The sequence below is a fragment of the Arthrobacter sp. NPDC057259 genome, assembly GCF_042668995.1.
In the GTDB taxonomy this organism is placed as follows: Bacteria; Actinomycetota; Actinomycetes; order Actinomycetales; family Micrococcaceae; genus Arthrobacter.
The window spans coordinates 109,796-128,945 of sequence record NZ_JBHUYA010000005.1 but is presented as its reverse complement, the minus strand read 5'-3'; the positions used below and the strand labels follow the sequence as shown (position 1 = coordinate 128,945).

14 protein-coding genes are annotated in these 19,150 nt (G+C 70.9%); 12 read left to right on the top strand and 2 right to left on the bottom strand.

Going from position 1 to position 19,150, the window contains the following annotated elements; genetic code table 11:
* The first annotated feature begins 22 nt into the window (after positions 1–22).
* The 8 genes from ACFUCU_RS09895 (at position 23) to ACFUCU_RS09860 (ending at position 11,303) form a co-directional block, all read left to right on the top strand.
* Positions 23–727, top strand: coding sequence for a hypothetical protein (locus tag ACFUCU_RS09895; RefSeq protein WP_377972312.1), 705 nt, complete (start codon positions 23–25; stop codon positions 725–727).
* Positions 724–5,184, top strand: a complete 4,461-nt coding sequence (locus ACFUCU_RS09890; RefSeq protein WP_377972311.1) for an FtsK/SpoIIIE domain-containing protein — start codon at positions 724–726, stop codon at positions 5,182–5,184. Before ACFUCU_RS09895 ends, ACFUCU_RS09890 begins: the two co-directional genes overlap by 4 nt.
* Before the next feature lie 54 nt (positions 5,185–5,238).
* On the top strand, positions 5,239–6,540 hold the full coding sequence (locus ACFUCU_RS09885) for an LssY C-terminal domain-containing protein (RefSeq protein WP_377972309.1): 1,302 nt from the start codon (positions 5,239–5,241) through the stop codon (positions 6,538–6,540).
* Between the two features lie 87 nt (positions 6,541–6,627).
* Positions 6,628–6,894, top strand: coding sequence for a hypothetical protein (locus ACFUCU_RS09880; protein WP_290257160.1), 267 nt, complete (start codon positions 6,628–6,630; stop codon positions 6,892–6,894).
* 151 nt (positions 6,895–7,045) lie between these two features.
* Positions 7,046–9,331, top strand: coding sequence for an NAD-dependent DNA ligase LigA (ligA, locus tag ACFUCU_RS09875; RefSeq protein WP_377972307.1), 2,286 nt, complete (start codon positions 7,046–7,048; stop codon positions 9,329–9,331).
* Positions 9,328–10,158 (top strand): inositol monophosphatase family protein, encoded by an 831-nt coding sequence (locus ACFUCU_RS09870; protein ID WP_377972306.1) that lies wholly within the window; start codon positions 9,328–9,330, stop codon positions 10,156–10,158. The genes ligA and ACFUCU_RS09870 overlap by 4 nt, the downstream gene beginning before the upstream one ends.
* 64 nt (positions 10,159–10,222) lie before the next feature.
* Positions 10,223–10,726: a GNAT family N-acetyltransferase gene (locus ACFUCU_RS09865; protein WP_377972304.1), complete on the top strand. Its 504-nt coding sequence runs from the start codon at positions 10,223–10,225 to the stop codon at positions 10,724–10,726.
* Positions 10,727–10,781: 55 nt separating this feature from the next.
* Positions 10,782–11,303, top strand: coding sequence for a hypothetical protein (locus ACFUCU_RS09860; RefSeq protein WP_377972302.1), 522 nt, complete (start codon positions 10,782–10,784; stop codon positions 11,301–11,303).
* Here ACFUCU_RS09860 and ACFUCU_RS09855 read toward each other — a convergent pair.
* Positions 11,293–11,958 carry a response regulator gene (locus ACFUCU_RS09855; protein ID WP_377972300.1) on the bottom strand — a complete coding sequence of 222 codons (666 nt, stop codon included), beginning with the start codon at positions 11,956–11,958 and terminating at the stop codon, positions 11,293–11,295. The two genes, ACFUCU_RS09860 and ACFUCU_RS09855, sit on opposite strands and share 11 nt — an antisense overlap.
* Complete coding sequence (locus ACFUCU_RS09850; RefSeq protein WP_377972298.1) at positions 11,951–13,687, bottom strand: ATP-binding protein; 1,737 nt, start codon at positions 13,685–13,687, stop codon at positions 11,951–11,953. Before ACFUCU_RS09850 ends, ACFUCU_RS09855 begins: the two co-directional genes overlap by 8 nt.
* A 132-nt stretch (positions 13,688–13,819) precedes the next feature.
* Here ACFUCU_RS09850 and ACFUCU_RS09845 point away from each other — a divergent pair, with 132 nt between their 5' ends.
* From ACFUCU_RS09845 to gatB, 4 genes are all read left to right on the top strand, one after another.
* A complete protein-coding gene (locus ACFUCU_RS09845) occupies positions 13,820–15,364 on the top strand; it encodes a CitMHS family transporter (protein WP_377972297.1) in 1,545 nt (514 codons plus the stop codon).
* Between the two features lie 395 nt (positions 15,365–15,759).
* Positions 15,760–16,056, top strand: a complete 297-nt coding sequence (gene gatC / locus ACFUCU_RS09840; RefSeq protein WP_011691167.1) for an Asp-tRNA(Asn)/Glu-tRNA(Gln) amidotransferase subunit GatC — start codon at positions 15,760–15,762, stop codon at positions 16,054–16,056.
* Positions 16,057–16,059: 3 nt separating this feature from the next.
* A complete protein-coding gene (gene gatA / locus ACFUCU_RS09835) occupies positions 16,060–17,643 on the top strand; it encodes an Asp-tRNA(Asn)/Glu-tRNA(Gln) amidotransferase subunit GatA (RefSeq protein WP_377972295.1) in 1,584 nt (527 codons plus the stop codon).
* A complete protein-coding gene (gatB, locus tag ACFUCU_RS09830; protein WP_377972293.1) occupies positions 17,643–19,148 on the top strand; it encodes an Asp-tRNA(Asn)/Glu-tRNA(Gln) amidotransferase subunit GatB in 1,506 nt (501 codons plus the stop codon). The genes gatA and gatB overlap by 1 nt, the downstream gene beginning before the upstream one ends.
* The last annotated feature ends 2 nt before the right edge of the window (positions 19,149–19,150 follow it).

Sequence of the window (19,150 nt, the reverse complement as noted above, 5' to 3'; positions counted from 1 at the left end):
CCACCCGAGAAGGAGAAGCATCATGGGGGACCTAGCGATCGATTTCTGCGGCGAATGGCACGAACCATCCGACGAGGACATCTTCAGCATCGGCCGTGAGGGCGACCTGGAAGTCGATGACAACCCGTACCTGCACCGGCAGTTCCTGCAGATCGCCCGCTACGACGGGATCTGGTGGCTCAGCAACGTCGGCAGCATGCTCTGCGCCACCATCGCCGACGCCTCCGGCGGCATGCAGGCCTGGCTGGCCCCCGGCGCCCGGATCCCGCTGGTCTTCAGCCACACCAACGTCATCTTCACCGCTGGCCCCACCACGTACGAGTTCGCCGTGCACCTGCGCACCCCGTCCTTCCGGCAGGAATCCCGCGGCGAGGACAGCGGCGGCGACACCACCATCGGCCCAGTGGTCTTCACCGACTCGCAAAAGGCCCTGATCGTCGCCCTCGCCGAGCCCATGCTCCGCCGCGAGGGCACCGGATTCAGCGCCATCCCCTCCTCCGCGGAGGCGGCCAAGACCTTGGGCTGGACCCTGACCCGATTCAACAGAAAGCTGGACAACGTGTGCGACAAACTTGACCGGGTGGGAGTCGCCGGACTGCGCGGCGGCGGCGGGAAGCTCGCCACCAACCGCCGGGCCCGGCTCGTCGAACATGCCGTCACCTCGCACCTGGTCACCCCCGCGGACCTGGTGCTGCTGGAGACCCAGTGCGGAAGCGGGGACGCATGAGGATCCGGCTGACCCTGCGGCGTGACCCCGCCGAGGCCAAGGACCTGGCCGTCACCGTCGACGGCCTCGCCACCGTGGCGGACATCGCCACCGAACTCTGGGCCGCCGACCCGGCCCGGCGCGGCACCCCCGCGCCGGCGAACCTCTCGCTCCGGATCGAGGAGGCCTTCGCCGCCGGCGGCTCCACCGGCACCGTCCTGAACCGGAAAGACGGCCTGCTCGAATCCGGCCTACGGCCAGGCTCGATCATCTCCCTCATCCAGGTCAGCGAGCAGTTCGCCGTCCTCCCCGGGGCGAACCGGGGGCCCGCCGCGGCGACCCTGCGGATCCTCTCCGGGCCCGACGTCGGCCGCGAATTCCCGCTGCCCTCGGGCACCAGCTACGTGGGCCGGGACCGCGACGTCGATATCCGGCTGACCGACCCGCTGACCTCCAAGCGGCACGCCCGGATCACGGTGGGCGAGAGCATCGAGATCGTGGACACCAACTCCGCCAACGGGCTGCTGATGGACGGGCTGCCGGTCACCCGTGCCACCCTGACCTCCTCGGACACCGTGACCCTGGGCGACACCACGGTTTCGGTGGTCTCGCTCGGCGGCAGCCAGGGCGCCGCCCCGAGCTCCCCGCTGATCGACTTCAACCGCTCGCCCCGCGTGGTGCCCCGGTTCGAACCGCGCAAGCGCACAGTGCCGTCCGGGCCCACCCGCCAGGAACGCCAGCCCTTCCCGTACATGATGCTGATCGCCCCGCTGATGATGGGCGCCGTGGTCTTCGCGGTCACGCAGAACATGATGTCCGTGATCTTCATGCTGATGATGCCGCTGTTCGTCGTGGGCCACTACATGGACCAGAAGATGCAGTCCCGGCGCGAACGCACGGAACAGCTCAAGTCCTTCCGCGCCGCCATGGCCGCGTTCCAGGCCGACATCACCGGGCTGCAAAAGGTGGAACGGGCCGTCCGGCTGCAGGAGGCCCCCTCCGTCAGCGACACCGTGGACTCGATCTACAAGCTGGGCCCGCTGCTGTGGACCCACCGCCCCGAACACACCGGCTTCCTGGGCCTGCGCTTCGGCCTGGGCACCGCCCCGTCCCGGATCCAGTTCGAGGAACCGCAGAACAACGAGACCGACCCCGAATTCATGGCCGAGATCCAGGACTGCCTGCACCGGTTCGCCGAGGTTGAGGGCGTGCCGATCGTCTCGCAGCTGCGCACCGCCGGTTCCTTCGGCCTGGCCGGCGCCCGTGGCCTGGTGGACGACGTCGCCCGCGGCATGGTTCTGCAGCTGGTGGGCCTGCACTCGCCGGCTGAGGTGGTCCTCACCGCGATCACCTCCGCCCAGTCCCGGGACCGCTGGGACTGGCTGCAGTGGCTCCCGCACGCCGGCTCCGGCCACAGCCCGCTCGCCGGGGACCACCTGGCCGCCGGTCCGGCCGGCGGCACCGCCCTGCTGTCCCGGCTCGAGGACCTGATCGACCAGCGCGAGGCCGCCTCCCGCGAACCCGCCCCGGCGCTGCGCCCCGGTTTCACCGACCGGCCCGGCGAAAACGCCGCGGAGGTCCCCGCCCCGCAGCTGCCCACCGTGCTGCTGGTGGTCGAGGACGACGCCCCGGTGGACCGCGGCCGGCTCACCCGCGTCCTAGAGCGCGGCCCCGACGCCGGCGTCCACGTGATCTGGGTGGCCGCCTCGGTGGAACAGCTCCCCGCCGCCTGCCGGGACTTCATGGCCGTCGACGGCGAACACGGCACCACCACCGGCCAGGTCCGCCTGGGCCGGCACACCTTCCCGGTCTCCTGCGAGAGCCTCGACGCCGGCCTCGCCGCGCAGCTGGCCCGCATGCTGGCCCCCGTCGTCGACGTCGGCAAGCCGCTCGAGGACGACTCCGACCTGCCCCGCGCCGTCTCCTACGCCACCCTGATCGGCAAGGACTTCCTGGACAACCCGCAGGCCGTCGCTGACCGCTGGAGCGAGAACAACTCCGTGCACGCCTCCGCCTCGCCCAACCGCAAAGACAACGGCTCGCTCCGCGCCCTGGTGGGCTCCAAGGGCATCGAACCGCTTTACCTGGACCTGAAGAACGAGGGCCCGCACGCGCTGGTGGGCGGCACCACGGGCGCCGGCAAGTCCGAGTTCCTGCAGTCCTGGGTGATGGGCATGGCCGCCGCGTACAGCCCGGACCGGGTCAGCTTCCTGTTCGTGGACTACAAGGGCGGCGCCGCGTTCGCCGACTGCCTGCAGCTGCCGCACACCGTGGGCCTGGTCACCGACCTGTCCCCGCACCTGGTCCGCCGGGCCCTGACCTCGCTCCGGGCCGAGCTGCACCACCGCGAGAAGCTGCTGAACCGCAAGAAGGCCAAGGACCTGCTGGAACTCCAGCGCCGGGCCGACCCGGAGGCGCCGCCGTACCTGATCATCATCGTGGACGAATTCGCCGCCCTCGCCACCGAGGTGCCCGAGTTCGTCGACGGCGTCGTGGACGTCGCCGCCCGCGGCCGTTCCCTGGGCCTGCACCTGATCCTCGCCACCCAGCGCCCCGCCGGCGTGATCAAGGAGAGCCTGCGCGCCAACACCAACCTGCGCGTGGCGCTGCGGATGGCGGATGAGGACGACGCCGTCGACATCCTCGGCGTCCCCACCGCCGCCTACTTCGACCCGTCCATCCCGGGCCGCGGCGCCGTCAAGACCGGTCCCGGCCGGATCCAGGGCTTCCAGACCGGCTACGCCGGCGGCTGGACCACGGAGAAGCCGCAGCGGCCCCGGATCGACGTCGTGGAGATGGCGTTCGGCTCCGGCCCGGCCTGGGCCGCCCCGGCCGAGGCGGACCCGGCGGCCGAGCAGCCGGCCGGCCCGAACGACATCGCCCGGATGACGCAGAACATCCTGCGCGCCGCGGACGTGCTCGCCATCGAGCCTCCCCGCAAGCCGTGGCTGGACGAGCTGGCCACCACCTACGACTTCTCCCTGCTGCCGAACCCGCGCACCGACGAACGGTTGCTCCTGGGCGTGGCGGACGACCCCGCGCACCAGGACCAGCCCACCGTGTTCTACGAACCGGACCGGGACGGGAACATGGCCATCTACGGCACCGGCGGCTCCGGCAAGTCCGCGGCGCTGCGCGGCATCGCGATCGCCGCGGCCGTCACCCCCCGCGGCGGCCCGGTGAACGTCTACGGCATCGACTGCGGCTCCGCCGGACTGCGGATGCTCGACGAGCTGCCGCACGTGGGCGAGGTGATCGACGGCGACGACGTCGAACGCGTCGGCCGCCTGCTGCGCTGGCTCCGCGACCTCGCCGACGACCGGGCCGCCCGCTTCGCCGAGGTCCGCGCCAGCACGATCGTCGAATACCGCCGGCTCTCCGGGATGGCGGACGAAAAGCGCATCTTCATCCTGGTGGACGGCATCTCCGCCTTCCGGGAGACCTTCGAATACAGCAAGCTCTCCGGCCTCTGGGACATTTTCCTGCAGCTTGCCACCGACGGCCGGCCGCTGGGCATCCACCTGGTGGTCACCGGCGACCGGCCCAACGCCGTCCCCGCCTCCCTGCTGGCGTCCATCCAGCGCCGGCTGGTGCTGCGGCTGTCCTCCGAGGAGGACTACCTCTCCATGGACGTCCCCCGCGATGTCCTGGGCGCCGGCAGCCCGCCCGGCCGCGGCCTGCTCGGCGGCCTCGAGGTGCAACTGGCCGTCCTGGGAGGCAACTCCAACCTCGCCGTCCAGGCCCGCGAGGTGCACAAACTGCGGGAGGCGATGCTGCGCCAGGGCGTCGAACGCGCCCCGCAGATCGAGCGCCTGCCCGACTCGGTGGACCTGGACCTGCTGCCCGCCGGCAGCCCGGACCTGCCCGTGATCGGTGTCGACGACGAGACCTTGCAGCCGGCCGAAATCCTGGCCAAGGGCCCGCTGCTGCTGGCCGGCCCGCCCGGTTCCGGCCGCACCGTTGCCCTGGTGACCTTGGCCCATGCCCTGCGCCGCTCCAACCCGGGTGTGGAGCTGATCTACCTGGGCTCCCGGCGCTCCGCGGCCGCGTCCCTGAAGCTCTGGGACCGCTCCGTGGTGGGCGCCGACGACGTCGACGAGGTGATCGACGAACTGGTCGACTACAGCACCGGCACCCCCGGCAAGCTGGCGATCTTCATCGAGGGCCTCACCGAGTTCACCGACACCCTGGCCGAATCCGGCCTGGCCCGGCTGGTGACCGCCTCGATCAAGGCCGAGCAGTGGGTGGTGGGCGAATCCGAAACCTCCACCTGGTCCTCCGCCTGGTCCCTGGCCCAGCCGTTCAAGTCCGGCCGCCGCGGCCTGCTGCTCAACCCCGGGGACATCGAGGGTGACAGCCTGCTCAACACCTCCCTGGGCCGGGTGAGCGGAGACTTCATCCCGGGCCGCGGCTACATCGTGGGCCGCGGCAAGGTCCGCAAGCTCCAGGTCGCCCTGCCGCCGGAAAACCGGGCCTAGGCGGCCAGCCCTGCCGCCGGGACGCCACGGCGCCCCCGGCGGTAGGGTGTGGGCATGACCCGGGTAAGGAATCGGGCGGTGGCCGCGCGGAGGGTGGCCCCCGGCGGCGACACGGCACTGGACAACGCCCTCTTCGTCTTCAGCGGTGCGGCCGCCCTCTGGCTCGCAAGCATCCTGTTTGAGGCGAGCCTGGACTGGAGCCGGGCCTGGTTCGCCGTCGTCTTCTGGGCCGCGCTCGCGTACCTGGTGCTGCCCCGGCTGCACCGGATCCTCACCCGCATCTACCTGCCCGACTACTTCATCGGCCGGGCCCGGACCAGCGACGGCCTGCTGGGGGACCCGGTGAACGTGGCGCTGCTCGGCTCCCCGGCACAGGTCCACACCGCCATGCGCCGGGCCGGCTGGACCCTGGCCGACCCGGTTGACCTGGCCAGCAGCCGGCGCATCATCACCGCCACGCTCACCTGCCGCAGCTACGACGAGGCGCCGGTCAGCCCGCTGTTTCTCTTTGGCCGGCAGCAGGACTTCGCCTACCAGCAGGAGGTGGACGGCAACCCGGGGAAGCGGCACCACATCCGGTTTTGGCGCTGCCCGCCCGGCTGGGTCCTCCCCGGCGGTGCCGCCGTGGACTGGGTGGCCGCCGGCACCTATGACCGCTCCGTGGGCCTGTCCCTCTTCACCCTGCAGGTCACCCACAAGATTGAGGAGGACATCGACCGGGAACGGGACTTCGTCCTGGCCAGCCTGCGCGCCGCCGACCCCGCCGTCGGGGTGCGGATCCTGCGGGACTTCTCCTCCGGCTACCACTCGCGCAACGGCGGGGGAGACACCATCTCCACCGACGGGCACCTGCCCGTCGTCGACCTCACCGGGGTCACGGCCGACGCCGGGGCGGTGCCGCCGCCCGCCGTGACGGCCGTCCGGCCGCCCGCGCCCACCCTCTTCGGCGTCGGGCTCGCCGCCCTCCGCGGCCTCGCCGCCCTGACTCTCGCGGCCCTGATGGCCGACTCGGACCCGGGCTCGCTGCCGCTGGCGGACCGCGCCGGGGAACAGCTGCCGGTGGTCGTCGCGGTGATCGCCGTGTTCGGCCTGGCCGAGCTCGCGCTGGGCTGGTTCGTGCTCCGCGGCGGCAACCGCGCCCGCGTGGCCACCATGCTGCTGAGCGCCCTGGCCATCATCGCCCAGGCCGTCGACGTGCTCACCGGGGGACCCGCCGTGACCTTCCAGACCAACCTGGTTGGCCTGTCCCTGGACATCCTGCTGATCATCGCCCTCACCAGCCGGCGCTCCCTCAGCTACGCCCGCAAGGCCGATGGGCAGGGGTCCCCATCGACCCTGGCGGAGGCGGCAGGGTAGGTTCTTGGCATAGGAACTTCCGGATCAGCCGGGGGCCGCTGGGGACGCCGAGAGGTTCGGGTCCGACGATTTAAGGAGATTTTTCGCATGGCTATTTGGGGTGCAGATGTTGATCAGCTGAAGGCGCTGGGGTCCAAGCTGCAGGCCGGGTCGCAGGAAATCGATAACCAGAAGTCGATGCTGACCAAGGTCCTGGCCGGCACGCAGTGGATGGGCCCGGATGCGGAGAAGTTCCGCAGCGAGTGGAACGGCGAGCACGTCGCGGCCCTGACCCGGGTGTCCCAGGCGCTGCAGCAGGCCGGCCAGCAGGCGGTCCGCAACGCCACCGAACAGCAGAGCGCCTCCGCCCGCTAAGAGCTCCCGGGCACGGCCCGCGCAGGAAGTACCGTCAGGCCCGGACGCACCCGCGTCCGGGCCTGACGCATCCCTCGGCCGGACCGCTTTTCCGGAACCGGACAACTTTCCGTGCCGCCACAATGTCCGTGTTCTAAGGCAGGATAGGTCTGTGAGCACAGCGAAGACCGCAGCAGACAGCGAATCCACGGCCACCGCCCCCGGCAGCGACGGCGGCGCCGTCCCGTCCGAGGCCATCCGCGAGGAGTACGAGCAGCTGGTCGAGGAGGTCCGCAAGCACCGCTTCGCGTACTACCAGGAGGACGCCCCGGTCATCTCCGACGCCGAATTCGACGAACTCTACCGGCGGCTGGAGACGCTCGAGGCCACCCACCCCGAGCTGGTCGCCAACGACTCACCCACCCAGGAGGTGGGCGGCGAGGTCTCCGCCGCGTTCACCGCCGTCGAGCACCTCACCCGCATGTACAGCCTCGAGGACGTCTTCTCGGTCGAGGAGGTGGAAGCCTGGATCGCCAAGGCCGAGGCCGGCATCGCCAAAATCGGCAACGGCGGCACCCCGCCGCAGTGGCTCACCGAACTCAAGATCGACGGCCTGGCCGTCAACCTCCTCTACCGCGACGGCGTCCTGGTCCGCGCCGCCACCCGCGGCGACGGCACCACCGGCGAGGACATCACCCACAACGTCCTGACCATCAAGGAAATCCCGCAGCGGCTCACCGGCACTGACTTCCCCGCGGAGATGGAGATCCGCGGCGAGGTGTTCATCCCGTCCAAGGATTTCGCCGCTTTCAACGAGGCCCTGATCAACGAGGGCAAGGCCCCGCTGGCCAACCCGCGCAACGCCGCCGCCGGGTCGCTGCGGCAAAAGGACCCGGCCGAGACCGCCAAGCGGCCGCTGAAAATGTACGTCCACGGCATCGGCGCCCGCGAGGGCCTGCAGACCCGGAGCCAGTCGGACACCTACCGCCAGCTCGCCGACTGGGGCCTGCCCACCAGCCCCTACTTCGAGGTCCTGCCCGGCCTGGCCGAGGTGCTGGACTTCATCAAACGTTACGGCGACAAGCGGCACAGCCTCAGCCACGAGATCGACGGCATCGTCGTCAAGGTCGACGACCTGGCCACCCAGCGGGCGCTGGGCTACACCAGCCGCGTGCCCCGCTGGGCGGTGGCGTACAAGTACCCGCCCGAAGAGGTCAACACCAAGCTGCTGGACATCGCCGTCAACGTCGGCCGCACCGGCCGGGTCACCCCGTTCGGCATCATGGAGCCGGTCAAGGTCGCCGGCTCCACCGTCAGCATGGCCACCCTGCACAACCAGGACGTGGTCAAGGCCAAGGGCGTCAAGATCGGTGACATTGTCATTCTGCGCAAAGCGGGTGACGTGATCCCGGAGATCGTCGGCCCGGTCCTGGCACTCCGGGACCAGCAGGACCCGCCGGTCCGGGACTTCGTCATGCCCACCGAATGCCCGTCCTGCGGCACCCCGCTGGCCCCGGGCAAGGAGGGCGACGTGGACATCCGCTGCCCCAACGCCAGGTCATGCCCCTCGCAGCTGCGGGAGCGCGTCTTCCATGTTGCCAGCCGCGGCGCCTTCGACATCGAGGCGCTCGGCTGGGAGGCGGCCGTCGCGCTCACCCAGCCCACCGAGCCCGAGACCCCGCCGCTGACCAGCGAGGCGGCCCTGTTCCGCCTCACCCCCGAGGACCTGGCGGACGTCCGGATCCGGCGGGAAAAGCGCAGCAAGGGCGTGGGCACCGGCGAGTACGAACTGGTCCCGTACTTCTACACCAAGGGCACGGCCAAGAACCCGTCCAAGCCCACCGCCAGCACGGTCAAGCTCTTCGCCGAGCTGGAGAAGGCCAAGTCCCAGCCGCTCTGGCGCGTGCTGGTGGCCCTCTCCATCCGGCACGTGGGGCCCCGCGCCTCCCGCGCGCTGGCCACCGCCTTCGGCAGCATGGACGCGATCCGGCAGGCCTCCGAGGAGGAGCTGGCCGGGGTGGACGGCGTGGGCCCGGTGATCGCCGTGGCGCTGAAGGAATGGTTCGCCGAGGACTGGCACCGCGAGATCGTGGACAGCTGGGCCGCCGACGGCGTGCGGATGGAGGATGAGGTCGACGACTCCACCCCGCGCACCCTGGAAGGCCTGACCGTGGTGGTCACCGGCAGCCTGGACGGCTTCAGCCGGGACGAGGCGAAGGAAGCCATCCTGATCCGCGGCGGCAAGGCCGCCGGCTCGGTCTCCAAGAACACCGACTACGTGGTGGCCGGGGAGAACGCGGGCACCAAGCTGGACAAGGCCGAACAGCTGGGCCTGCCGGTGCTGGACGAGGACGGCTTCCGGGCACTGCTGGCCGAGGGGCCGGCAGGCGTGGGCGGCGGGAACGCGGCCGATACCGATGCCGGGACTGCCGCCGACGCCGGGGCCGACGCCGAATGAGCGGGACGGACGCGGCCTTCCCTGCCCCGGAGGCGTTCCTCGCGCTGGCCCGGGAGGCGGCCGCCGCCGGCGCCGCCGTCCTGGCCGGGCGCAGCGCGGCGGACCTGGGTGTCAGCAATAAGGGCGACGCGGGGGACTGGGTCACCGACTTCGATCTTGCCGCCGAGGCCGCCGTCCGGGGCGTCATCACCGGCGCCCGGCCCACGGACACCATCACCGGCGAGGAGGGCGGCACCGTGCTGCCCGCCGACTCCAGCGGCTACCGCTGGTCCGTCGACCCGCTGGACGGCACCACGAACTTCATCCGCAACATCGTCTACTACGCCACCTCGGTGGCGGTCGCCGGGCCCGACGGCGCCTGGCTGGCCGGCGTCGTTCACGCCCCGGCACTGGGCCGGGTCTACTACGCCTCCCGCGGCCAGGGCGCCTGGCTCGAGGAGAACGGCCGCCGGACCGCGCTCAACGGACCCGCCCAGGGCAGGACCGGCCAGATCCTGGCCACCGGCTTCAGCTACGACCCGGCGGTCCGCGCCGAGCAGGCCGCGGGCATGGCGCAGCTGATGAACGGCTTCGCCGACGTCCGCCGGCTGGGCTCCGCCGCGCTGGACCTCTGCCTGGTGGCCGATGGCACGCACGACGCCTACGGCGAACGCGGCCTGAACGAACACGACTTCGCCGCCGGCGCCCTGATCGCCGAGGAAGCCGGGTGCTGGGTCCGCCGGCCGCGGCTGACCAGCGTGCTGAACGGCGGACCCTCGGACGAGGAACGCCTGGGCGCCTGGACGTGCGCCGGGCCGCTGGAGCTCTCCGGCGCCTTCCCGCTCTGATACCTCAGTCACGGAAAGGGGCGTTTGGCCGTCCGGCCCGCACGGCTGCCCGTACCATTGACAGGTGCCTTCGCAGATCCTCATCCGGCCCGCCGTCCCGGCCGACTTCGACGCCGTCGCCCGCATCACCACCGACGCCTACCTCGCCGCAGGGTACTTCGATGACGCCGACCACCCCTATATGCGCCAGATCCGGAAGGTCGCCGAGCGCAACGACAGCGCAGTCATCTGGGTGGCCGAACGCGCCGGCGAGGTCATCGGCTCCGTCACCCTGGCCGTCGCGGGGGAGCCGTACGCGGACATCGCTCTGCCCGACGAACTGGAATTCCGGATGCTGGTGGTGGACCCGGCCGTGCAGCGCAGCGGCGCCGGCAAGGCCATGGTGGACGCCATCATCAGCCACGCCCGCACCCTTCCCGGCGTCACCGGAGTGGCCCTCACCACCGGCCTGACCTGGGAAAGCGCCCACGGCCTCTACCAAAAGACGGGTTTCCAGCGGGTCCCCGAGCGGGACTGGTTCGTCCCTGACACCCAGATCAAGCTGCTCGTCTACCGCCTGGATCTTTAGTGCCGGCCATCTAGTGCTGGATCTCTGACGGCTGCCCTCGGGTAGGGTGGCCAGCATGGCACCCCGCATCCCCGAGACCATCGACCGGAAGCTGCTCGGCATCTATCTCTCGGACCATCTCACCGGCTCGACGGCGGGATTGGGCCGGGTGGAGCGGATGGCCAAGGACTTCACCGACACCCCGTTCCGAGCCGAGCTGGCCCGGCTGGTGGAGGAACTCACCCGCGAGCGGGAGCTGCTCCGGAACCTCATCCACGAGCTCGGCGTCCCGCAGCGCCCGCACCGGCAGGCCGCGGCCTGGCTGGCCGAACATGCCGGCCGGCTGAAACCCAACGGCCGGATCGTGAGCCGCTCCCCGCTGACCCTGGTGCTCGAGTCCGAACTCATGCGCGCTGCCGTCCTGGGCAAGATCGGCGGCTGGCAGACCATCCTGGAACACGCCGCCGAGCTCGGCCTCGACCCGGCCACCTACGAGCGGCTGATCGAGGATGGCCACGCCCAAATGGAGATCCTGGGCCGGATCCACGAACACGCGCGGAGGAACGCCTTCCGCGCCGGCGGCAGCATCAGCGGCTGACGGCCACCCCATAGCGGTGCTCCGGGCGGCCCGTGCTGCCGTAGCGGAGCTGGATCTCGACGGCGCCGTCGTCCGCCAGCGAGGAAAGGTAGCGCTGCGCCGTGGCCCGGGAGACACCCACCCGGGCGGCCACCTCCGCCGCCGAATACTGCTCGCCGGGGTCCAGGGATTCCAGCACGGCGGCCTCCGTGGCGGACCGCGGCCGGGCCGAGGCGGTGACGTCCCCGGGCATCAGGGACCGCTTGGCCCGCTCCACGGTTTCCTGCGTCACGGCGCCCGGCTGGGTGAGGATCCGGCGGTACCGGGCGTAGGAGCGCAGCTGCTGGGAGAGCGACTCGGACGTGAACGGCTTGAGCAGGTAGCCCAGCGCCCCGCGCCGGAACGCCACCCGCAGCGAGGCGGTGTCCGCGGCGGCGGTCAGTATGATCGTGTCCACGTCCAGCTGGTGCAGCAGGTCCAGGCCGGAGGCGTCCGGGAGATACACATCCAGCAGCACCAGGTCCGGGCGGAGGCTGTGGATGGCCTGCAGCGCCTGGGCCGCGGAACCGGCCGGCGGCAGGGCCAGGAAGCCCGCCACGGAGTCCACGTAGGCGGCATGCAGCTTCGCGACGTGGAAGTCGTCGTCGACGATCAGGACGCGGAAGTCCTCAGGCATCGTCCCCTCCTTGGGGGTTCGGGGTCATGGCGGTGGTGCCGGGCAGGGTGGCGAGGAAGACGGCGCCCGGGCCGCCGGGGCTGCCGCGGTCCAGCACGGTGACGTCCCCGCCGCGGCGGCGGGCCAGCTGCCGGGCCAGGGCGAGTCCCAGTCCCTGACCGGCGCCGGCGCGTGCCGGGGTCCGGGCGGTGGTGAAACCCTCGGCGAAGACCCCGTCCGGCCCGGCATCGGACCCGCCGTCGGATGTGGGGAGCCCGTCGCCGGAGTCGCCCACGATGATGTGCAGGGTTCCGGCGGCGCCGTCCGCGCCGGGGGCGTCCAGCACCTCCACCTCCACCCAGCGGTCCGGGCCGGATCCGGCGACGGCGGCGTTCACGGCGTTGTCGATCAGGTTCCCCAGCACCGTGGTGACGTCCTGCGGCTCCACCACCTGGCCGCGGACCAGGGTTTCGGGCCCCAGGCGCAGGCCGACCCCGCGCTCGTCCGCCTCCACGCCCTTGGCGCCCAGGAAGGCCTGCAGGTAGGGGTCCTGCAGCAGCTCGGCCTGGTCCACCGGGAACTTCAGCGGGCCGGTGGCCGCAAGTCTGGCCAGGTAGTCGCGGGCCTGCTGGTGCTGCCCGATGCTCATGAACCCGGCGATGGTGTGCAGCTGGTTGGCGAACTCGTGCCGTTGCGCCCGGAGCGCGGTGGAGAGGGTGCCGACGGCGTCCAACTGCCGGGTCAGGTGCTGGAGCTCGGTGCGGTCCCGGAGCATGACCACCCAGCCCAGGTCCTCGCGCCCGTGCAGGGCCTTGCGGGCGCTGGCCACGAGGGCACGGCCCCCGGCCACCACCTCGACGGCGTCCGCCTCGGCCGCGTCCGCCCGGGTCAGGGCGTGCAGGGCACCGGGGACGGGGGCGTCCGCCCAGGCGGTGCCGGCCAGGTCCGGCTGGTCCAGCATCCGCCGGGCCGCGGCGTTGAACACGCTGATCCTGCCGTCGGCGGAGATGCCGATCACGCCGTCGTCCACGCCCTGCAGCACGGCCACCTGGTCGTGGACCAGGGTGCTGATTTCCTCCGGCTCCAGGCCCAGGGTGAGGCGGCGCAGCCGGTGCCGCAGCAGGAAGGAGGCCAGCACACCGGCCAGCAGGGCGCCGGCGGCGGTGAGGAGGATCGGGGCGATGTCCCGGCCCAGGCTCTGGCCGATCGATTCGGTGGAGTAGCCCACGCTGACCTCGCCCACCACCTGACCCGTCGGCGCCCCCGCGCCGGGGGCGTAGACGGGGACCTTGGCGCCCGCAGAGGGGCCCAGGGTGCCAGTGTTCCGGGTGGTGACCTCCTTGCCGGAGAGTGCCTCGGACGGGTCGGTGCTGACCCGCTCGCCCAGCCGGTCGGCGTCGGGGTGGGCCAGCCGCAGCCCGGTCTCGTCGGTGATGACCACGAACAGCGCCCCGGTCCGGGCGCGGGCGCCCTCCGCGGCGGCCATCAGCGGCCCGGTGAGCAGTTCGGCCGGCGGCGGGGTGCCGGCCTGGGCGCTGATCTGCTGCACCTCGGACCGGACTCCGGGGTCGGAGGCGACCGTGCGGGCCAGGGTCAGGGCCTGGTTCTCCGCCTCACGGCCCAGCCGGTCGTAGGTCAGCCAGGCGTGGACGGCGCCGCTGAGCAACACCACCAGCGCCACGACGGCGAGCTGCAGCAGCAGCGTCTGGGTGCTGAAACGCAGGGGAGTGCGGCCCGTGAGGGGTCCCATGGCTGCCTCCTGGGGCGGTCCGGCGTCGTCGATCGGGTGGTGAGCAAAATGAGCACAATGCGTCCAACAAGCAGTATGCCAATCAAATGAGGCAAAGGCATCACCGTGACGCACGCCACCCTAACGTCTGTAGTGCGCATCACAGCGGAGTGGTGCGGACCACTGAAGAAGGAGCCGGCTGTGCTGGTAATACTCGGATTCGCCATGATCGCGGTGTTCATGGTGCTGATCATGACGAAGAAGCTGACGCCGGTGCTGGCGCTGATCATCGTCCCCACCGTTTTTGGACTCTTTGCCGGCGCGGGCCTGGGCATCGGTCCCATGGTGCTCGACTCGATGAAGTCGATGACCTCCACGGCCGCGCTGCTGATGTTCGCCATCATCTACTTCGGCCTGATGATCGACGTCGGACTCTTCGACCCGCTGGTGCGGTTCATCCTGCGCAAGCTCGGCAACGACCCCGCCAAGGTGGTCCTGGGCACCGCGATCCTCGCCGCGGCCGTCTCGCTCGACGGCGACGGTTCCACCACCTTCATCCTCACCACCGCGGCGATGCTGCCGGTGTACCTGCGGCTGAAGATGAGCCCGGTGGTCCTCACCTGTGTGGCCGGCCTGGCCAACGGCACCATGAACATCCTGCCCTGGGGCGGTCCCACCGCCCGCGCCGCCACCGCGCTGAAGCTCGACGTGAACGACGTGTTTGTCCCGATGATCCCCTCGCTGGTGGTCGGCCTGGCCGTGGTCATGGTCTTCGCCTGGCTGCTGGGCCTGCAGGAACGCAACCGCCTCCGCGCCACCGCCCCGGAGATCTGGGCCGAGGGCGTTGAGTTCGGCGGAACGGCCGACGGCGGCACGGGCACCAGTGGCTCCGGCACCTCCAGCACCTCCGGCCGCCGCGCCGGCACCCCGGCCGGCGGCGCCCCGGCCGGCGGCGCCCCGGCCGGCGGCGCCCCCGCGGGTGGCTCCGGCGTCGCCGTCCTGGAACGCACCGAGGACCTCGTGGACGATCGCGACTCCGCCATGGCGGACACCGCCCTGGATCCGAACCGCGCCACCCTGCGGCCGAAGCTGTTCTGGTTCAACCTGGCCCTGACCGTGGCCGTCATGGTGACCCTCGTGGCCAACATCATGCCCCTGCCGTTCGTGTTCATGGTCGGCTCTGCCGTGGCCCTGCTGGTCAACTTCCCGAAGATCAAGGAGCAGAGTGCGCAGCTGATCGCCCACGCACCCTCGATCGTCGCCGTCGTCAGCATGGTCATGGCCGCCGCTGTCCTCACCGGCGTCCTCAACGGCACCGGCATGGTCAAGGCCATGTCCGAGTGGCTGGTGCAGATCATCCCGTCCGACATGGGCCCGCTGATGGCTGTCATCACCGGCATCCTGAGCATCCCGATGACGTTCTTCATGAGCAACGACGCCTTCTACTTCGGCGTCCTACCGGTCCTGAGCGAAACCGCCGCCCACTACGGCGTCGGCGCGGCGGACATGGCCCGCGCCTCCATCACCGGCCAGCCCTTCCACCTGCAGAGCCCGTTGGTCCCGGCCATCCTCCTGCTGGTCTCCCTGGCCAAGGTGGACCTGGGCGACCACCACAAAAAGGTCCTCTGGCGCACCGCCGTCATCTCCCTGGTCATGCTCGGAGTAGGCATGGCCACCGGAGCCATCGGCATCGGCTGACAACGAAAAAGAAAAACAAAAGGAGGCAGGGGCGGAAGTTTTTCCGCCACTGCCTCCTTTGCGTTGTCCGGGCCCCGAGCCCCGGACCGGGGCCGTGAGGTGAGGTAGGCACATCGGCGACGGGACGGACATCCGTCAGCGTGCGTCTTAGCGAGGGCCCCGCCGTCAGAGTTCCCTGCCCGAGGGGCCACGCCGGCGCGGGACCCGGCCTGAGCTTGCGAAGGCTGGGAGCCGGTGGGGACTTGCGAGGGGAGGGGGACGGTGGGGGTGGACGAGCGAGCACGCCAAAGGATCGTCCGGCCCGGCGCCGGGAAGGGGGCCACGCCCGGCGGTAACAGCAGTTCAACCCACGTAGACTGGGACGGAAAATAATCCGAACCTTGCAGGGGAGATCCATGGCTGCGATCAACCGCGACGACGTCGCGCATCTCGCGCGTCTCGCGCACATCGAGATGAGTGCTGAAGAGCTGGACAGGATGGCCGGCGAGCTCGCCGTCATCGTCGAATCGGTCAAGTCCGTCAGTGAAGCCGCCGGGGACGACGTCCCCGCCACGTCCCACCCGATCCCGCTGACCAACGTGTTCCGCGAGGACGTCGTCGGCCACACGTTCACGGCCGAGCAGTCGCTCTCCGGCGCCCCCGACGCGTACGAGGGCCGCTTCAAGGTCCCGGCCATCCTGGATGAGGACTAAGACATGACTGACACCAACGAACTGATCCGCCTCTCCGCCGCCGCGCTCGCCGAGAAGCTGGCCGCCCGCGAGGTCACCGCCGTCGAGGTCACCCAGGCCTACCTGGACCGCATCGCCGCCGTCGACGGCCAGGTCAACGCCTTCCTGCACGTCAACGGCGAGGAAGCCCTCGCCGTCGCAGCCGAGGTGGACGCCATCCGCGCCGCCGGCGGCGCCGAAGCCGAGGCCCTGCACGTCCTTGCCGGTGTCCCGATCGCCGTCAAGGACCTGATCGTCACGATCGGTCAGCCCACCACGGCCGGCTCGAAGATCCTCGAGGGCTGGCACAGCCCCTACGACGCCACCGTCGTCGAGCGCCTGCGCGCGGCCAAGATGCCGATCCTGGGCAAGACCAACCTGGACGAATTCGCCATGGGCTCCTCCACCGAGCACTCCGCCTACGGCCCCACCCGCAACCCGTGGGACCTGGACCGCATCCCCGGCGGCTCCGGCGGCGGGTCCGCCGCGGCCGTGGCCGCGTTCGAGGCGCCGCTGGCCCTCGGCACGGACACCGGCGGCTCCATCCGCCAGCCCGGCGCCGTCACCGGCACCGTCGGCGTCAAGCCCACCTACGGCGGTGTCTCCCGCTACGGCGCGATCGCCATGGCCTCCTCGCTGGACCAGATCGGTCCGGTCTCCCGCACCGTGCTGGACTCCGCGCTGCTGCACCAGGTGATCGGCGGCCACGACCCGCGCGACTCCACCTCGCTGCCGGACCCGCTCGAGGACCTGGTGGCGGCCGCCCGCACCGGCAACGTCGAGGGCATGAAGATCGGCATCATCAAGGAACTCCACGGTGAGGGCTACCAGGCCGGCGTCGAGAACCGCTTCAACGAGGCACTCGAGCTGCTCAAGGGCGCCGGGGCCGAGATCGTCGAGGTCTCCTGCCCGAACTTCAAGTACGCCCTGGGCGCCTACTACCTGATCATGCCCTCGGAGGCCTCCTCCAACCTGGCCAAGTTCGACGGCGTCCGGTTCGGCCTGCGCGTGCTGCCCGAAGAGGGTCCGCTGACGATCGAACGCGTCATGGGCGCCACCCGCGCGGCCGGCTTCGGCGACGAGGTCAAGCGCCGCATCATCCTGGGCACCTACGCCCTGAGCGCCGGCTACTACGACGCGTACTACGGTTCGGCCCAGAAGGTGCGCACCCTGATCCAGCGCGACTTCGACGCCGCGTTCGCCCAGGCCGACGTCCTGATCTCCCCGACGGCGCCCACCACGGCGTTCAAGCTCGGCGAGAAGCTGGACGACCCGCTGGCGATGTACCTCAACGACGTCGCCACCATTCCGGCGAACATGGCCGGTGTCCCCGGCCTGTCCCTGCCCGGCGGCCTGGCGGACGAGGACGGCCTGCCCGTCGGTGTCCAGCTGCTGGCCCCGGCCCGGCAGGACGCCCGCCTCTACCGCGTCGGCGCCGTGCTCGAGTCGCTGCTCGAGGAACAGTGGGGCGGACCCCTGCTGGCGAAGGCCCCCGACCTGACCGACGCTTTTTCTTCGGCTGCTTCTTCTGCGGCTGCCGCCGCCCTGAGCCACGGAGGTTCACACTAATGACTGACGCAACCCTCAGCTTCGAAGAGGCGATGGAGAAGTACGACCCCGTCCTCGGCTTCGAGGTCCACGTCGAGCTGAACACCAAGACCAAGATGTTCTCCTCCGCGCCGAACGTCTTCGGCGACGAGCCGAACACCAACGTCAATGAGGTGGACCTGGGCCTCCCGGGCGTCCTGCCTGTGGTGAACAAGACCGCGATCGAGTCCTCGATCAAGATCGGCCTGGCGCTGAACTGCACGATCGCCGAGTCCTGCCGTTTCGCCCGGAAGAACTACTTCTACCCGGACACCCCGAAGAACTTCCAGACCTCGCAGTACGACGAACCCATCGCCTACGACGGGTACCTGGACATCGAGCTCTCCGATGGCACCGTCTTCCGGGTCGAGATCGAACGCGCCCACATGGAGGAAGACGCCGGCAAGCTCACCCACATGGGCGGCGCCGCCGGACGCATCCAGGGCGCGGACTACTCGCTGGTGGACTACAACCGTTCCGGCGTGCCGCTGGTCGAGATCGTGACCAAGCCGATTGAGGGCGCCGGCAGCCGCGCCCCCGAGCTGGCCAAGGCCTACGTCGCCGCGATCCGGGAGATCGTCAAGAACCTCGGCGTCTCGGACGCGAAGATGGAACGCGGCAACGTCCGCTGCGACGCCAACGTCTCGCTCCGCCCCCACGGCCGCGAACGCTTCGGCATCCGCTCCGAGACCAAGAACGTGAACTCGCTGCGCGCCGTCGAACACGCCGTCCGCTACGAGATCCAGCGGCACGCCGCCGTCCTGGACTCCGGCCAGCCGGTCATCCAGGAGACCCGGCACTGGCACGAGGACACCCGCTCCACCACCTCGGGCCGGCCCAAGTCCGACGCGGACGACTACCGCTACTTCCCGGAACCGGACCTGGTGCCGGTCGTCGCCTCCCGCGAATGGGTCGAGGAGCTCCGGGCCACCCTGCCCGAGCCGCCGGCCGCCCGCCGCAAGCGCCTGCAGGCGGACTGGGGCTACTCCGACCTGGAGTTCCGCGACGTCGTCAACGCCGGCGTCATGGACGAGATCGAGGAAACCATCGCCGCCGGCGCCACCCCCACGGTGGCCCGCAAATGGTGGATGGGCGAGATCGTCGGCCGCGCCAAGAACGCCGACGTCGACCCCGGCCAGCTGGGCGTCAACCCGGCCACCATCGTGGAACTGAACACCATGGTGGAAGCCGGCAAGATCAACAACAAGATGGCCTCCGAGGTCCTCGACGGCGTCCTCGCCGGCGATGGCACCCCGGCGGAAATCGTCGAGAAGCGCGGCCTCGCCGTGGTCTCCGACGACGGCCCGCTGCTCGAAGCCATCGACGCTGCCCTCGCCGCGCAGCCGGACGTCGCGGACAAGATCCGCGGCGGCAAGGTCCAGGCGATCGGCGCGATCGTCGGCGGCGTCATGAAGGCCACCCGCGGCCAAGCCGACGCCGGCCGCGTCCGGGAGCTGATCCTGGAGCGCCTCGGCGTCGAAGGCTAGCC

Excerpts from the sequence above, each read along its gene's own strand:
- ACFUCU_RS09895 (WP_377972312.1), top strand. The coding sequence starts at position 23 with ATGGGGGACCTAGCGATCGATTTCTGCGGCGAATGGCACGAACCATCC.
- ACFUCU_RS09890 (WP_377972311.1), top strand. The coding sequence starts at position 724 with ATGAGGATCCGGCTGACCCTGCGGCGTGACCCCGCCGAGGCCAAGGAC.
- ACFUCU_RS09885 (WP_377972309.1), top strand. The coding sequence starts at position 5,239 with ATGACCCGGGTAAGGAATCGGGCGGTGGCCGCGCGGAGGGTGGCCCCC.
- ACFUCU_RS09880 (WP_290257160.1), top strand. The coding sequence starts at position 6,628 with ATGGCTATTTGGGGTGCAGATGTTGATCAGCTGAAGGCGCTGGGGTCC.
- ACFUCU_RS09870 (WP_377972306.1), top strand. The coding sequence starts at position 9,328 with ATGAGCGGGACGGACGCGGCCTTCCCTGCCCCGGAGGCGTTCCTCGCG.
- ACFUCU_RS09860 (WP_377972302.1), top strand. The coding sequence starts at position 10,782 with ATGGCACCCCGCATCCCCGAGACCATCGACCGGAAGCTGCTCGGCATC.
- ACFUCU_RS09855 (WP_377972300.1), bottom strand. The coding sequence starts at position 11,958 with ATGCCTGAGGACTTCCGCGTCCTGATCGTCGACGACGACTTCCACGTC.
- ACFUCU_RS09850 (WP_377972298.1), bottom strand. The coding sequence starts at position 13,687 with ATGGGACCCCTCACGGGCCGCACTCCCCTGCGTTTCAGCACCCAGACG.
- gatC (WP_011691167.1), top strand. The coding sequence starts at position 15,760 with ATGGCTGCGATCAACCGCGACGACGTCGCGCATCTCGCGCGTCTCGCG.
- gatA (WP_377972295.1), top strand. The coding sequence starts at position 16,060 with ATGACTGACACCAACGAACTGATCCGCCTCTCCGCCGCCGCGCTCGCC.
- gatB (WP_377972293.1), top strand. The coding sequence starts at position 17,643 with ATGACTGACGCAACCCTCAGCTTCGAAGAGGCGATGGAGAAGTACGAC.